This window comes from Providencia sp. SP181 (assembly GCF_050446505.1).
GTDB lineage: Bacteria > Pseudomonadota > Gammaproteobacteria > Enterobacterales > Enterobacteriaceae > Providencia > Providencia vermicola.
Genome location: NZ_JBBPXM010000002.1, coordinates 1 through 17,155 on the forward strand (window position 1 = coordinate 1; position 17,155 = coordinate 17,155).

General features: G+C 41.6%; 11 protein-coding genes. All 11 read left to right on the forward strand.

The annotated features are described in order from the left end of the window. Positions 1–593: 593 nt before the first annotated feature. Entirely contained in the window at positions 594–1,760 is a 1,167-nt protein-coding gene (locus AABS66_RS03345; protein ID WP_206082459.1) for an MFS transporter, read from the forward strand. 40 nt (positions 1,761–1,800) lie between these two features. Next, complete coding sequence (locus tag AABS66_RS03350) at positions 1,801–2,604, forward strand: helix-turn-helix transcriptional regulator (RefSeq protein WP_206082458.1); 804 nt, start codon at positions 1,801–1,803, stop codon at positions 2,602–2,604. Between the two features lie 67 nt (positions 2,605–2,671). Beyond that, a complete protein-coding gene (gene iscX, locus AABS66_RS03355; RefSeq protein ID WP_004912658.1) occupies positions 2,672–2,872 on the forward strand; it encodes a Fe-S cluster assembly protein IscX in 201 nt (66 codons plus the stop codon). Between the two features lie 172 nt (positions 2,873–3,044). Beyond that, positions 3,045–4,340: an aminopeptidase PepB gene (gene pepB / locus AABS66_RS03360; protein WP_349422774.1), complete on the forward strand. Its 1,296-nt coding sequence runs from the start codon at positions 3,045–3,047 to the stop codon at positions 4,338–4,340. Positions 4,341–4,466: 126 nt separating this feature from the next. Continuing rightward, positions 4,467–4,919: an enhanced serine sensitivity protein SseB C-terminal domain-containing protein gene (locus AABS66_RS03365; RefSeq protein WP_225819013.1), complete on the forward strand. Its 453-nt coding sequence runs from the start codon at positions 4,467–4,469 to the stop codon at positions 4,917–4,919. Between the two features lie 317 nt (positions 4,920–5,236). Further along, complete coding sequence (locus AABS66_RS03370) at positions 5,237–10,276, forward strand: alpha-2-macroglobulin family protein (RefSeq protein WP_430224573.1); 5,040 nt, start codon at positions 5,237–5,239, stop codon at positions 10,274–10,276. Between the two features lie 69 nt (positions 10,277–10,345). Beyond that, complete coding sequence (pbpC, locus tag AABS66_RS03375) at positions 10,346–12,667, forward strand: peptidoglycan glycosyltransferase PbpC (RefSeq protein WP_206082454.1); 2,322 nt, start codon at positions 10,346–10,348, stop codon at positions 12,665–12,667. A 279-nt stretch (positions 12,668–12,946) separates the two neighbouring features. Beyond that, entirely contained in the window at positions 12,947–13,372 is a 426-nt protein-coding gene (gene ndk, locus AABS66_RS03380; RefSeq protein ID WP_206082453.1) for a nucleoside-diphosphate kinase, read from the forward strand. 148 nt (positions 13,373–13,520) lie between these two features. After that, the gene (locus AABS66_RS03385; RefSeq protein WP_206082452.1) at positions 13,521–14,702 is read left to right on the forward strand and encodes a bifunctional tRNA (adenosine(37)-C2)-methyltransferase TrmG/ribosomal RNA large subunit methyltransferase RlmN; all 1,182 of its coding nucleotides are present in this window, start codon (positions 13,521–13,523) and stop codon (positions 14,700–14,702) included. A 199-nt stretch (positions 14,703–14,901) separates the two neighbouring features. Further along, positions 14,902–15,849 carry a cytoskeleton protein RodZ gene (gene rodZ / locus AABS66_RS03390; protein ID WP_206082451.1) on the forward strand — a complete coding sequence of 316 codons (948 nt, stop codon included), beginning with the start codon at positions 14,902–14,904 and terminating at the stop codon, positions 15,847–15,849. A 155-nt stretch (positions 15,850–16,004) separates the two neighbouring features. Beyond that, entirely contained in the window at positions 16,005–17,123 is a 1,119-nt protein-coding gene (gene ispG / locus AABS66_RS03395; RefSeq protein ID WP_206082450.1) for a flavodoxin-dependent (E)-4-hydroxy-3-methylbut-2-enyl-diphosphate synthase, read from the forward strand. Positions 17,124–17,155: the final 32 nt, after the last annotated feature.

A 17,155-nucleotide genomic window follows, 5' to 3' on the forward strand; every position in this document is an offset into this window, starting at 1 on the left:
GCTGTAGCGTTGTTGGCTTCTTTCACTAATCCTAGTCACATACTTTTGTATGCACCTCGAGATACTCTTAATCACGGCCTAGCTACAACGTGAATTATTTAAAAAATCCAAACGCTCATCATACTTCATGCTGTAGCGTTGTTGGCTTCTTTCACTAACCCTAGTCACATACTTTTGTATGCTCCTAGGGATTAGCTCAATTTGCCGCCTAGCGACAACACTAGCCATTTAAATAATTAACATTAAATAGCCATTAATAAATATTCATATATATACTAATGGTTATTTTAAAATATTTAAAAAATAAATTATGTTTTCTTATGGTAATTTTATTTTTAGATGACGAGCCATTTTTACTATTTGCATTAAATATAATAATGAAATTATTTTATATGCAACTACGGTTTTTAATTTTATTTCTTTTTTTAGTTTAATGGGTTAATAGGGTTGGTTAAATTTTTACTTTTTATATTTTATTTGTTGTGTTATAGGTAATATCGATATTGGGAGGTGTCTTTTAAGTTAAAATATAATAATTTAATTTCCATATAAATACCAATGCAATAATGTTAAATATAAAAAGGAATTTTAACATGAAATGGAAGTATCGGTTTGGTGCAGTAGCGGGTAATACACTTGAATATTATGATATTGCAGTATTTGCCGCAATATCGGGTTATCTCAGCGCTGAATTAGAACGACTAGGCTATAACCAAGCCACAGAAATGGTATGGGGAATATTTGCATTACGCTTTATTGCTCGGCCTGTTGGTGGGTATATAATAGGTCGCTATGCACAAAAATCAGGAAAAAAATCAGCGTTGATATTGACAGGGATAATAACGGGTACAGCAACATTATGTATGGCACTACTTCCAATTGAGTTATTAGCTAATTATACTCCCATTATTATTTTAATTTTACAGATGGCTCTCTCATTTAGTTTTGGTGGTGAATATCCCTCGTTATCTACTTATTTACTTAATGATGCAAAAAAAGAAGAAATAGGCCGGATATCAGCAATTATTAATTGTAGTTCAACGCTAGGGATTATCCTTTCACTAGGTATCGTCTTCATTCTTGAGAATGTGCTGGAAGCACAGGTAATGCAGACAATAGGATGGAGAATCCCTCTATTTTTAGGTGTTTTAAATATCATTATTAGTTTTTGGTTTCGTGTTAAACTACCAGAGTCTATAGCTCAAGATACAAATAAGCTATCTATTAGTTATGCTAATATTGGTTATGTTTTTTTATTAACTATTCCAGGTAGTATTATTTTCTTTGTGCAAAATGTATCAACGCCTATTTTTCTTGAAAAAGTGAATATTATAGAAAATAGAACAACGTATGGGTTAATGTTTTCAACTTTGTTATTGGTGAGCATGCTATTTTTTGGATGGTTTGCTGATAAATATAGTAATCCCAAAAAAATATATAATTTGGGTGTGGCTTGTATGTTGGTTTTATCTATTCCACTTTTCTTCTTAATAAATAGTCGAGTTATAGAGCTAATAATATTAGCTCAGATTATAATAACATTATATGCAGCTATGGTGTTATCTAATAGTACGTATATGTTGTTTTATGCATCTGAAGGTAATGTGATAAATTTTGCAATAGGATTTAATCTGGCGGTAACTATGCTTGGGGGCATTACACCATTGATAACATCCTATCTAGCCGATATTAATTTAATTTATATAGGTGTGTTTTTAACATTCTGTGGTGGTGTTAGGTTTATTGCTTTTCGTAGATAAATAATGGTAAGTCAATTTTAAACTTTGCATAGGTAAATAAATGAATATAGAAAGCATAGTGTTAGAAAAAACCTTTTCAGATTTTAGTAATGAATTTTCAAAATACTTCGATTGGAATGACATTGATTTAACTTTTTTCTCTGTTGATATTAAAAAAAAGGAATACTATATATCATCAAGTAACTATGAATGGCAATTACTTTGTTGGGCAGATGATCTGGACCTTTTAATTTCTGAACGATTAAAATCGAGTATTCAATATTGGAGTAATTACTCAGATGCTTACGCAGAAACACTAAAAAAAACAGAAAAAAATCAATTTAAAATAGATATTTGCAGTAGATATGACGACATTTTTGAAATTACGACTATTAATGCTAAAAAGCAATTTAGTTTATCTGAAATATTAGCAATTTATAAATATCGTCCTATTATTGCGGACTACTCCCACTATACATGGAAAAAAAATCCAGAAATTGCATTACCGATGAGAGCGAATATCAATGATGATAATGGGTTGTTAGGTAAAACTAAAAATCTTGCTGATGAATTTATCAATACACATAAGCACATGCGCTTTGGTAATATTCGTTTTACGCGAAAAGAAATGATAACCATAAGGTTACTGCTTTCGCACTGTAGGGTAAAAGAAATCAGTTATATTCAAGGCTGCTCTGAAGCCAGTGAAAATAAGCGAATACAAAACATCAAAGAAAAGTTGGGCTGCCCTTATGTATCATCAAGCGGCTTGTTTACTGCATTAAAAGAACAAGGTATTACGTTGGCATGTCTGGAGACACTTATCGATTTACCTCTTACAAATAGTATAATGAAGAATAAATGAAGGGCCATTGATATGACTCAATGGAGTATAATTTGAAAAACAATTATTCGTATAATGGGAGAAAAACATGAGTTTAAAATGGTCAAATAGCCGTGAAATCGGCGAAGCACTGTATGACGCGTTTCCAGATGTCGACCCTAAAACAGTTCGTTTTACGGATATGCACCAATGGATTTGCGACTTAGAAGAGTTTGATGATGACCCGCAAAAGTCGAATGAAAAAATCCTAGAAGCTATCTTGTTAGTTTGGCTGGATGAGTTCGAATAATTAGCAATTAATATTAAAGACCGAGCAATCATTAGAAAATGTGCTCGGTTTTTTATTTTATATCAGCACTATAATGATATCGCTAACGCTATTTATCGGTTAAGGTAAAGGCATCTGCCGATAGATTATTGGGCTTTTGCTGTCGGTAAAAATAGACAAAGTGAGAAAAACGATGACAAAACAAATTATGCCAGTAATGATTTCTTGTGAGCCAGCAGCACCTTGTTGGGGTGAGGGCGCATTGTTAAGCTCTGGCGATAAAGGAATGACAATCCACCTGAAGCACGCTGGTAAACTTTGTGCAGTGCAAAGTGCGGGTCGCAAATTAGACGGCCAGGGTATCCGCAATGTTGCACTGACTGGCGAGGGTTGGGATTTAGAAAAAAGTTGGGCATTTTGGCAAGGTTTTCGTGCACCCAAAGGGGCAAGAACCATTGAATGGCCTGTATTGCCAGAGGATGACCGTAAAGAATTAGAAAACCGCATTCGCACCGTGGATTGGGTGCGCGATGTGATTAATGCGCCCGCAGAAGAACTCGGCCCTGAACAATTGGCTCAACGTGCTATCGATTTACTCTGTACCGTTGGTGCGCAAGACATTAGCTATCGTATTGTAAAAGGTGATGATTTATTAGAACAAGGTTATGCAGGTATTCATACCGTCGGTCGTGGCTCTAGCCGCCCACCTGTATTCTTAGCATTAGATTATAATCCAGGAGCAAACCCTGATGCGCCCGTATTTGCGGCATTAGTGGGTAAAGGAATTACATTCGATTCAGGTGGTTATAGCATCAAGCCATCCTCTTCTATGAACTCTATGAAAGCGGATATGGGCGGGGCTGCAACACTAGCTGGCGCACTAGCATTAGCCATTTCACGCGGCTTGAAAAAACGTGTCAAAATGTTCTTGTGCCTAGCAGACAACATGGTCAGCGGCAATGCATTTAAATTAGGCGATATTATTCGTTACCGTAATGGTAAGTCTGTTGAAATCATGAACACGGATGCGGAAGGTCGTTTAGTGTTAGCTGATGGTTTGATTGATGCAAGCAAAGAAAAACCAACACTTATCATTGATGCAGCAACCTTAACGGGCGCAGCAAAAACAGCCGTAGGTGGCGATTACCACAGCGTTTTAAGCTTTGATGATAAATTAGTTGCCGATTTAATGAGTGCTTCTGATGCAGAGTTTGAACTATTTTGGCGCTTGCCACTAGCAGAATTCCATCGTCAACAGTTGCCATCAGGCTTTGCCGATTTAAATAACATTGCAGCGCCATCACACACCGCAGGTGCGAGCACCGCCGCAGCATTTTTATCCCACTTTGTTGAAAACTACCGTCAAAATTGGGTACATATTGATTGCTCTGCAACGTACCGTAAATCGCCAGTTAGCTTATGGGCTGAGGGCGCAACAGGTATAGGTGTGAGAACATTAGCGAATTTATTAATCAGTAAAGCAAAATAAATTGCGATTATTGATATCAGGCACGAAGGGGAAACTTTCCGTGCCTATTTTTTATCTCAACAATTTTTTACCTCAACAAAAGTACGCGTATAATAAACGATTATTTTTTCATGGTAGGGGATGAGCATGTCGCAGCAATCGAACAATCATAATGCGAACCAAGAAACTGAGATCCAATTTACAGAGTTAACGGTGCCGAAAGGTTCCTCGTTGAAATTAAGTGTGTTAGATGAAGAGCCACAAGCGATTGTCGATGCGCTGACTGAGTTCTTTAAGCAACATAAGGTCGTCAGACGGGCTTTTATGGTGTCAGCGCTTGAAGATGAAGAGGGTGACGAAAACCCTATTTTAATGATTGCATTGGAATTTACCACTGGCGCAGAGAATATCGATACAATTATTCATGAAGCAGGTACATTAGCTTGTGAGTATTTAAATGATGATGAATCGATTGATTTTTGTGTGGTCAATGAACATGAAAAAGGTATTAGTCATTTTATTACTCAACATGTTCAGCCGTTTTATCAGCGCCGTTTAGGCAGTTTTTTACGTGACACTATCCCTGTAAAAAATACCTGATAAAATCACGTATTGAGTGGGGAAACTGTATTTTCTCACTCATAAACAGATTATTGATAATTAATTATACGTATATTTCACTTCCTATTTATAAAATATCCCGCATTCCCACTGTTTTAGCCTCTGATAGTTTTTTCCGTTTTGTCTGATAGGTCTTTTGATCACATTCTGTTAAATTATGTTGATGAATGAAACAAAAATCTATCGTTTTCATTTATGCATAATCTAAAGCCATTCTAAATGCATAATGGGTTTTAACTTCCTGTTAATACCTTAAAAAAACAGAATATTTCTAACTAATTAAAGGGCGGGCGGTAATGAAACAACAATCTAGTTGGGCTTCATTGGCGGGTCTAAAAACGAAAAAACGCTATATTGCAATCGCATTAGCATCGGTCGTGGCATTATCTGGTTGTGATGACACCACGAAAGAGCCAACCACAAAAGAAAACAATGTTGCATCGTCGACAGAAAATCAAACCAAAACAGCACCCGTTGCGGAGCAAAAAAAAACAGCACCAAAACTTTCCACTGAAGAGTTAGTTAAAAAATACGCAGGGAAAGATTTAACGGTACTGGATGCGTCTGAATTGCAGCTTGATGGTGCAAGTGCGATGGTCATTACCTTCTCTGTTCCGCTACAAGCAAATCAAGATTTCGGGCAGTTTGTGAACCTGATTGATGTGAAGTCAGGGAAATTAGATGGTGCTTGGGAACTGTCTGATAATCAAATGGAACTGCGTTTTCGCCATTTACCGCCGTCAAAAGAATTAAACCTTACTATTAATCCAGGTATTAAAGCGGTTAATGAGCGCACTATTTCTGAAACGTTCGATAAAAAGTTCACCACGGCGCAAATCATTCCTACCGTTGGCTTTGCAAGTAAAGGTTCTTTATTACCAAGTAAAGTGGCACAAGGCTTGCCTGTTATTGCGCTGAATGTCGATAAAGTGGATGTGAATTTCTTCCGTGTGGATGAAAAACAGTTACCGCAATTTTTAGCTCAATGGCAATACCGCAGTAACTACGAGTATTGGTACTCCGAAGAATTTCTTGATAAGGTTGAACTGGCCTATACAGGGCGTTTTGATTTAAATCCAGATAAAAATACCCGCCAGACCATTTTATTGCCACTGAAAGACATCAAAGAACTTCAGCAAGATGGCGTGTACCTTGCAATCATGCAAAAAGCGGGTTCATACAGCTATCAATTCCCTGCGACAGTATTCACTTTAAGTGATATTGGCGTATCGCTGCACAGCTACCAAGACCGTGTGGATATTTTCACTCAGTCATTAGCTAAAGGTTCCGCAATTAAAGGCGTGGAATTGCGTATTTTGGATGAAAAAGGCCAATTAGTGACCAAAGGTACCACTGATGGTGACGGTCATGCGCAATTAGATAAATTGGCTGGCGGCAAGTTGTTACTGGCAACCCATGATGGGCAAACCAGTATGATCGATTTAACACAACCTGCGTTGGACCTTTCTGAATTCGATATTTCAGGGCCTGAAGGTTTTGCAAAACAATTCTTTACCTTTGGCCCTCGTGATTTGTATCGTCCTGGTGAATTATTGCTAGTAAATGGTTTGCTGCGTGATGGTGATGGTAACCCTGTTAAATCTCAGCCTGTTAAAGTTGACATCTTGAAAACCGATGGGCAAGTGGTGCGCAGCTTTGTTTGGCAACCTGAGGAAAACCAAAATGGGTTATATCAATACCAATTTGAAATTCCAAAAAATGCCGAAACTGGTGGCTGGTCATTACGCTTTGATTTAGGGGATGGCTCACCTCAGCGTTACTATAAGTTCAATGTTGAAGATTTTATGCCAGAACGCATGGCATTAGAAATCGTTGGCAGTGATGTGCCGCGTTTAACCACTCAGTCTGTTGATTTTGATATTCAAGGTCGTTATTTGTATGGTGCACCAGCGGCGAGCAATGAGCTGCAAGGGCAAATACTCCTGAAAGCGAACCGTGAAGCTGTCGCAAAATTGCCAGGTTTTGAATTTGGTGCCGTCAATGAAGAAGGCTTACCACGTAAGTTGGATGAATTTGACCTAACACTCGATAGCAATGGTGAAACGGTTATTTCTATCCCAAATAGCAATTGGAGTTCGACTCGTTCACCAATTTCTGCGGTTTTACAGGCCAGCTTATTAGAAGCGGGTGGTCGCCCTGTGACGCGCCGTGCGGAACAAGCGATTTGGCCAGCGGAAAAACTGGTGGGTATTCGCCCATTATTCGCGAAAAAAGAAATCTATGATTATCGCACCGACCGTTATGTGAAACGCCATAATGTGGACGAAAATTCACTGGCGGAGTTCGAATTAGTTATGGCGGATGCGGCGGGTAATAAACTAGCTGCTGACAACTTAACCGTGCGTTTAGTGTATGAGCGCCGCGATTATTACTGGAGTTGGTCTGAAAGTGGTGGTTGGTCATCCAATTATGACCAAAAAGATTTAGTGATGGCGAATGAAAATATCGCGATTGCAAAAGACGGTACTGCCAAAGTCTCGTTCCCTGTGGATTGGGGCGCGTTTCGCATTGAAGTGCTGAATCCAGAAAACCAGTTAGTCTCTAGCCTGCAATTCTGGGCGGGCTATTCATGGCAAGATAACACTGGCGGAAGCGGTTCTGTGCGCCCTGACCAAGTGAAATTAAGCCTGAACAAACCCGCTTATTTACCAGGTGAAAAGGCGAAAGTTCGCATTGAATCACCAAAAGCAGGTAAAGGTTACGTTCTACTTGAATCGAGCAATGGCCCTCTGTGGTGGGAAGAGATAGATGTGCCTGAAAAAGGCTTAGACGTTGAAGTGCCTGTGAATAAAGAGTGGGCACGTCATGATTTATATATTTCAGCTGTTGTCGTTCGCCCAGGTGATGACTCGAAAGAAGCCACCGTTAAACGTGCTGTAGGTGTGCTGCATCTGCCGATTGCGGATGAAAACCGTAAAATTGCTTTAGCGTTAACGTCGCCAGATAAAATGCGCCCGAACCAAGACTTAACGGTGAAGATTAAAGCGACAGCGCAAGATGGCAAGCCACTTCCTGAAAAAGTGAATGTGCTGTTATCTGCGGTGGATACGGGTGTACTGAATATCACCGATTTCAAAACGCCAGACCCATACGACGCATTCTTTGGTCGTAAGCGTTACAGTGTTGACCAATATGACGTTTATGGTCATCTGATTGAAGGGCAAGGTAAAGTTGCGAACCTGCGTTTTGGTGGTGATAGCGAAGAGGCTGCGCTGGAACGGGGTGGCATGAAGCCACTGACAGAAGTGCAGATTATCGCTGAGCAAGCCAAGCCTGTCACATTGGATAAAAATGGGGAAGGGGAAGTCTCCCTCGCAATCCCTGATTTTAATGGTGAACTGCGTGTGATGGCACAAGCGTGGAATGAAAAAGATTTCGGCCATGCAGATAGCAAAGTGATTGTTGCCGCACCGTTAGTGACGCAAATGTCGATGCCACGTTTTATGGCGGGTGGTGATAAATCCTATTTCGCCCTCGACCTGACTAACATGACAGACAACACGCAAAACCTGACCGTGAATTTCAAAGCGTCAGGCATGGTGAAGTTGGATGGCGTGACGAGCCGTGAATTAGCGCTTCCAAAAGGTAAGCGCACGACAATCAATTTACCTGTCAAAGCTGACTATGGCTTTGGTCAAGGTGAAGTGTCGATGACCATTAATGGCATGAAGATTGACGGGGAAGCGAACAAAGATTACAGCAACAGCTGGAAAGTGGGCGTGCGTCCTGCTCAACCTGCGGAAACTGTAGCGTTTGCAACCGCAATTGAACCCGGTACAGTGTGGTCATTACCAACGAATCAAATAGCGGCATTGAACCCTGAAACTCTGGAAGGGCAAGTCCTGTTAACTAGCCGTCCACCGTTAGATATTTCTCGTTATATTCGCGAGCTATTTGCGTATCCGTACGGTTGTCTTGAGCAAACTATCAGTGGTCTGTATCCGTCATTGTTCTCCACACAAGCGGAGCTGAACAAGTTAGGGATTAAAACGCAAACAGATGCGGATCGCCATAAAGCGATTGAAATTGGTATTCCACACCTGTTAAGCATGCAACGCGGCGATGGTGGCTTCTCTTTATGGGATAGAAACGGCCGTGAAGAATACTGGTTAACGGCTTATGCCGCAGATTTCTTAAACAAAGCGAATCAACGTGGCTTCACTGTTCCGCAAGATGCACTGAGCAACGCCAATACGCGTCTGTTAAGTTACTTGCAAGATGGTAATCAAATCAATTACCCATACACTGACAACCAGCCGGCTGCACGTTTTGCGACACAGGCGTATGCAGGTTTAGTGTTAGCATCACAGCAAAAAGCACCATTAGGGGCATTGCGCCAACTGTATAGCCAAAGTAACAATGCAATCAGCGGGTTACCATTGGTTCAGTTAGGGGTGGCATTAAATCTGATGGGGGATAAATCCCGTGGTGAAAGTGCGATTATTGAGGGCTTGAAAAAACAACGTACTGGTTATAACTATATTGGTGATTACGGCTCAACCATTCGTGATGATGCGATGATCATTGCGTTATTAAATGAATATAATTTGATGCCGAAATCCCGTGACCAAAAACTGCAAACGCTGTCAAATAACCTGACTTCGCAACGTTATTTCTCAACTCAAGAAAGCAATGCATTGTTCTTAGCAGGGCGTTTCTACTTGAATGAGTCTGAAGCGCCGTGGAAAGCGTTAATTAACGGGCAAGAACCGCCGATGATTTCGGACAAACCTGTTAGTGAGTTCTTAAGTAAAGGCCAAATTCAAAGCGGCTATAGCATTGAAAACAGTGGCACAAACACATTGTATACGCGCCTGAATGTGGTGGGTTATCCACAACGTTCACCGAAACCAATGTCGAATGTACTAGGGATTCAACGCAGTTACTTTGATATGAAAGGTAATCGTATTTCACTGGATAGATTAAGAAGCGGTGAAATGGTGGTGGTGAAACTGGAAGTTCAAGCATCGCAAAGCGTGCCAGATGCACTAGTCGTAGATTTGCTGCCTGCGGGCTTAGAGTTGGAAAACCAAAACTTAGCCAATAGCAGCGCGAATTTAAGTGAATCAGCACCGAATTTGCAAGAACTGATTGATGACATGCAACAATCGCAAATTCGTCATATGGAATACCGTGACGATCGCTTTGTGGCTGCCGTTGAGGTTCAGCAGTATCGCCCAACAACCTTGGTTTACTTAGCGCGTGCCGTGACACCAGGTGTGTATAGCATCCCTGTCCCACAAGTTGAGTCAATGTATGTCCCTGATTGGCGTGCAACTGGCTACTCAGAAGGGCAAGTCGAAATCGTTCGCTAATTATCACCTTAGGCCCTTATATTGTGTAATATGAGGGCTTTTCTTACTTCTTTTTCGGTACACCCATCAATGAAAAAATGGTTACGTCGCACAGGCATTACGTTCGTGTCTTTGGTCATTTTGCTGCCGTTATTATTTTTAGCAGCAGATAAAATTTGGCCTTTGCCAATCAAACAGATCGAAATGGCACGAACCGTTGTGGCCGCTGATGGCACACCACTGTGGCGTTTTGCGGATAAAGACGGAATTTGGCGTTTTCCTGTCAAAATTGATGAGGTTTCCCCCGATTTTATCGAAGCGCTATTAACTTACGAAGACCGTCATTTTTATCGTCACCCTGGCGTGAACCCATTTTCATTAGTGCGTGCGGCAGGGCAGTTTGTTAGCTCAGGGCGAATTGTATCTGGTGGTAGTACCATTTCCATGCAAGTGGCACGGCTTATCGACCCCCATGAACGTACTCTGGGGGGAAAATTAAAGCAATTGTGGCGAACGGCTCAACTGGAATATCATTATTCGAAAGATGATATTCTCGAAATGTATTTAAACCGTGCGCCTTATGGGGGCACGATAGAAGGTATTGGTGCGGCAAGCTGGGTGTATTTGAATAAATCCCCTGCCAAGCTTACTGCCAGTGAAGCTGCATTATTTGCAGTGCTACCACAAGCACCAAGCCGCTTACGACCAGACCGCTATCCAGAAAGGGCACAAGCGGCGCGAGATAAAGTGCTGGATAGACTTGAAGAATACCAAGTCTGGAGCCACGAAAAAGTGGCGGATATTAAGCAAGAGCAAATTTGGCTCGCACCACGTAAAAACCCACATTCTGCGCCGCTGTTGGCTCGACGAGTGACCAAAGATGCTCAAGAGTCGATCATTGAAACGACCATTGATGCCAGTTTACAGAGTCAACTGGAAGACATGGCAATGAACTGGAAAAACCAACTTCCCAAGCAAACTTCCTTGGGGATTTTAGTGGTCGATCACACTGATATGGCGGTGAAAGCCTATATAGGTTCGATAGATTTCCAAGATAATAGCCGTTTTGGTCATGTAGATATGGTCAGCGCTTGGCGTTCTCCAGGCTCGACATTAAAACCGTTTTTATATGCGCTAGCGATGGATGATGGCCTGATCCACGCTGAATCATTGCTACAGGACGTGCCTAGGCGTTTTAATGATTACCGACCAGGTAACTTTGATAGCGGTTTTAACGGCCCTGTGAGCGTGAGTGATGCGTTGGTGCGCTCATTAAACTTGCCCGTAGTGCAACTATTAGATGTGTATGGCAGCAAACGCTTTACCGCACAACTGCGTAACGTGGGTACTGAATTACGTTTCCCTGTGGGCAGTGAGCCAAATTTGTCGTTGATTTTAGGCGGTACAGCAACGCGGATGGAAGACTTGGTGTCAGCTTATAGTGCGTTTGCACGCAAAGGTAATGTATCGCCGCTGCGTTTTAAACCGACGGATGAAATTCGCGATAGGGCATTGATGTCGCCAGGAGCTGCATGGATTGTCCGTCGTATTATGGGAGGAGAGGCACGTCCAGTTCCAGAGGCTAATTTATCAGGGCAACTGAACTTGGCTTGGAAAACAGGGACAAGTTACGGTTACCGAGATGCATGGGCGATAGGTGTCAATCCGCGATATACCATCGGGGTTTGGGTTGGAAGACCTGATGCCACACCCGTCGCGGGGCAATTAGGCGTTGCAACGGCCATCCCAATTATGAACCAAGTCAATGGCATGTTATTGAGCCGAATTTACCTCTCTCATGAGACGCTACCAAAAGATACTAAGCCCGCAAGTGTTAGCCAAGCGGTGATTTGTTGGCCAGGGGGGACGGCGTTATTAAAAGACGATAACAATTGCCGTCAGCGGCGTTTAAGTTGGGTTTTGGATAACACCATCCCGCCAACATTAATGGCGCGTGATCAAGAGTCATTATTAGGGCTAAGGCAAAAAATTTGGGTCAATGACCAAGGTTTACAAGTAGCAGCAGATTGTCCAAAGGCTCAAGAAAAAGAGGTGCATTTGTGGCCAATTACGGTTGAGTCTTGGTTGCCTTCAAGTGAAAAACGTGAAAATCGTCTACCAAAAGCCGATTTAAGCTGCCCGCCATTGAAATTAGAAATGCCACCGTTATTGATTTCGGGTGTGCGTGATGGGGAAGTTTTACAGCGCTTGCCAGGGAAAACTAGCTTGGATTTACGCTTAGTCACACAAGGTGGGCAAGGGCAGAAATGGTGGTTCTTAAATGGTGAACAAGTGAACTCCACTGAGCAAAATGGCTCTATTTTGCTCACGCTCGAAAAAAGCGGAAATTACCAAATATCTGTTTTAGATTTAAGCGGGCAAGTCACCGCGCTAAACTTTAGAGTTAAGTAACAGAGGAAAAACGTGACTTACCCGAAAAAATAGTGTTTTTTGCTATAAAAACTTTAACAAAATGTTGTTGTGACTGTAGGAAATTGTAATCAGAGCCCCTATAATCAACGCCTTATTTTTCTTTTTCCTAGGTGCGCTGATTTTTAGAGGCAAAAACCCTAATATCCGAATTAGAAATAATATAAAAAACTACAACATGCCCCTATTTTACGTTCTTGCATCCTAACTTACAGGGAAGAGCAAAGAATAAAGGCCTAATAAATCGCTAAGAGGTTATTTATGACTGTTCAACGTACATTTTCTATTATTAAACCAAACGCTGTGAAGAAAAACGTGATTGGTGCTATCTACAACCGTTTCGAAAGCGCGGGCTTCAAAATCATTGCTGCTAAAATGATGCATTTAACGCGTGAACAAGCTGAAGGCTTCTACGCTGAACACAAAGGCCGTCCTTTCTTTGATGGTCTGGTTGAATTCATGACTTCTGGCCCAATCATGCTGCAAGTGTTAGAAGGCGAAAATGCAATTCAACGTCACCGTGACCTGATGGGCGCAACTAATCCAGACAACGCATTAGCGGGTACTTTACGCGCTGACTACGCAGACAGTTTCACAGAGAACGCAACTCACGGTTCAGATTCTGAAGAGTCTGCCGCACGTGAAATCGCGTATTTTTTCACTGCTGATGAAATCTGCCCACGTTAATAAACGTGCATTAGCATTATTGTTGTAAAGTTTGTACAATGCCACGCCCTGCTATAATTTAGCAGGGCGCTTATATTTTTAAGACTACTCAAAATCTACGTCGTGCTGAACTCAGCACTGCCGAAAGTGTAACAACGAGGCAATACACATGTCCGATATGACGACTGATGCACAATGTGCAACATCTTCCGCTATTTCTGTCACACCAGAAAAAACGAATCAAAAAGTTAACTTACTCGATTTAAATCGCAAGCAAATGCGTGAATTTTTCGCACAAATGGGCGAGAAACCGTTCCGTGCCGATCAGGTTATGAAATGGATTTACCACTATTGCTACGATGATTTCGAGCAAATGACGGATATCAACAAAGTCCTTCGTGCCAAGTTACAAGAAGTGGCTGAAATTCGCGCTCCTGAAGTGGCAGATGAACAACGTTCATCGGATGGCACCATCAAATGGGCGATTAAAGTTGGCGATCAACTGGTTGAAACGGTATACATTCCAGAGGCTGATCGTGCAACATTGTGTGTCTCATCCCAAGTGGGTTGTGCGCTGGAATGTAAATTCTGTTCGACAGCGCAACAAGGTTTCAACCGTAATCTGCGTGTTTCCGAAATTATCGGTCAAGTTTGGCGTGCCGCAAAAATTATTGGTTCACTAAAATCCAGTGGACGCCGCCCAATTACAAACGTTGTGATGATGGGAATGGGTGAACCATTACTTAACTTAAACAATGTTGTTCCTGCGATGGAAATCATGTTAGACGATTTTGGTTTTGGTTTATCAAAACGCCGAGTCACGATTTCAACGTCAGGTGTCGTTCCTGCGCTGGATAAACTCGGTGATATGATTGATGTGGCATTGGCGATTTCACTGCATGCACCAACTGATGATATTCGTGATGATATTGTTCCAATTAATAAAAAATACAATATCGAAACCTTCCTCAATAGTGTGAATCGCTACCTGACAAAATCGAATGCGAATGCAGGCCGTGTCACTGTTGAGTATGTGATGCTCGATCACGTGAATGATAGCGTAGAACAAGCGCACCAGTTGGCCGAATGTTTAAAAAACACACCAAGCAAAATTAACTTGATCCCATGGAACCCATTCCCAGGAGCACCATATGGTCGAAGTTCGAACAGTCGTATCGATCGTTTTTCTAAAGTGTTGATGGAATACGGGTTTACGACTATAGTTCGTAAGACTCGTGGTGATGATATCGACGCAGCTTGCGGTCAATTAGCTGGCGATGTGATCGATAGAACCAAGCGAACGTTGAAAAAACGCTTAGCAGGGGAACCTATCCAAGTAAAATCAGTCTGATTTATAGATATTATCCAATAAGTGAGTTAGGTAATGTTTCAAGGCGTTTTTACGTTAGGCAAAACGCCTTTGTTCACCTACAATAGTGAAGCAATAAGATAAATTTAATTGTTGTTTCAGAACTATGATAAATTCTGACGAATAGAGCTTATAAATATTTGCTTTATATTTTTTAACTTGGAAATAGTGTTGCCAGCAAATGACTATCGAAAATAATACCGAACAAACTACAGTCACTGTAGGACAATTATTAGCGCAGGCACGTCAGCGCATGGGGCTAACGCAAGATATTGTTGCAGAACGATTATGCCTTAAAACCAGTACGGTAAAAGAGATAGAAGAAGACATTGCTCCTGCTGGTGTTGAACCCACTTTTTTACGTGGTTATATTCGTTTATATGCGCGGATGGTTGGTGTACCAGAAAGTGATATTAAGGCACTCATGAAAGTGGAAGAGCCTATCCCTCTGGCGAAAGTATCACCAATGCAAAGCTACTCGTTGGGTAAAAAACGCAAAAAACGCGAAGGTTGGTTAATGAAACTGACGTGGTTGATTGTGATTATCTTGATAGCAATGGTAGGTATTTGGTGGTGGCAAGACCACAATGCGCAAAAAGATGAATTAGTCTCGATGGCAAATCAAAGTGATTTGGTTTTGTCTCAACAAGACAACAACACAACACCTGTTGAATTACCGAATCCAATCGATGATCCTTCAATTACAGTGGGAACAGCGGTGTTGGAAAATACGTCAGAAACATTGGCTCCAGAAGGTGCTGTATCAAATAGTGCTTCTGAACAAGCAAACGTGAGAACCATTCCATTACCGAATGCACCTCAATCGACTGTTTCACAAGACCGAACGCAAAATACGCAAACGGAAGAACCTGCACCAGTTAGTAGCAGTGCATTAGTTCTGAATTTTACAGGGCAGTGCTGGTTAGAAGTTCGTGATGCGAATAATAAAATTTTATTCAGTGGCGCTAAAAATAATGGTGATAAACTGGAATTGGATGGCACAGCGCCTTACCGCTTGAATATTGGTGCACCTGCTAATGTCACCGTTCAATTCCAAGGTAATCCCGTTGATTTAAGCCGTTTTATCAAAGCGAAGCGCCCTGCGAAATTCAAGCTGCCAGAAGCTTAAAAAATATTGTAAAGAAGAAGCAAACTATATCCGAAAACATCTTTTTTGATAGGTTATAGTTTGCTTTCTTGTGTATAGTGGAACGCATAGAAGCAATAGTTAACACTATACCACGGTAACAAAGAGCACATGGACGTTCGGAGAATTAAAGAAAAATGCATAACGAATCACCGATAAAAAGACGCAAATCCACCCGTATCAATGTAGGTAGCGTGCCAATAGGCGACGGTGCCCCCATCGCTGTTCAGTCAATGACGAATACTCGCACTACTGATGTCGAAGCCACTGTCCGCCAAATTAAAGCCCTCGAACGTGTAGGTGCTGATATTGTGCGTGTTTCTGTTCCGACGATGGACGCTGCGGAAGCCTTTAAACTGATTAAACAGCAAGTTAACTTGCCATTAGTGGCAGATATTCACTTTGATTATCGCATCGCGTTGAAAGTTGCTGAATATGGCGTGGATTGCTTACGGATTAACCCTGGCAACATCGGTAGTGAAGAACGTATTCGCCAAGTTGTTGATTGTGCTCGTCATTATGGCATTCCTATTCGTATTGGTGTGAATGGCGGTTCATTGGAAAAAGATATTCAAGAAAAATATCGTGAGCCAACGCCTGAAGCGTTAGTCGAATCCGCGATGCGTCATGTTGATATCTTGGATAGACTGAATTTCGATCAGTTTAAAGTCAGCGTTAAAGCCTCTGACGTATTTTTGGCCGTTGGCTCATACCGCTTACTGGCAAATAAAATCGACCAGCCGCTGCATTTAGGGATCACCGAAGCGGGGGGCGCGCGTGCGGGTTCAGTTAAATCCGCGATTGGCCTTGGCATGTTACTGTCAGAAGGAATTGGCGACACCTTGCGTATTTCATTAGCAGCGGATCCTGTCGAAGAAATTAAAGTTGGGTTTGATATCCTAAAATCACTGCGTATTCGTTCTCGTGGCATAAACTTTATTGCTTGTCCAACCTGTTCACGCCAAGAATTTGACGTGATTGGTACGGTGAATGAACTTGAACAGCGTTTAGAAGACCTGATTACACCGATGGATGTCTCGATTATTGGCTGTGTGGTTAATGGCCCAGGTGAGGCTGAAGTGTCAACGTTAGGTGTAGCAGGCGCAAAAACCAAAAGCGGTTTTTATGAAGATGGCAAGCGCCAAAAAGAACGTTTTGATAATGATAAAATTATCGACCAGTTAGAAGCGAAGATTCGTGCTAAAGCTGCCATGATGGACGAAAGTAACCGAATTGAGATTAATTTAAAAAGCTAAATTTGCTCATGTCATTTCAAGCTACACAGTTA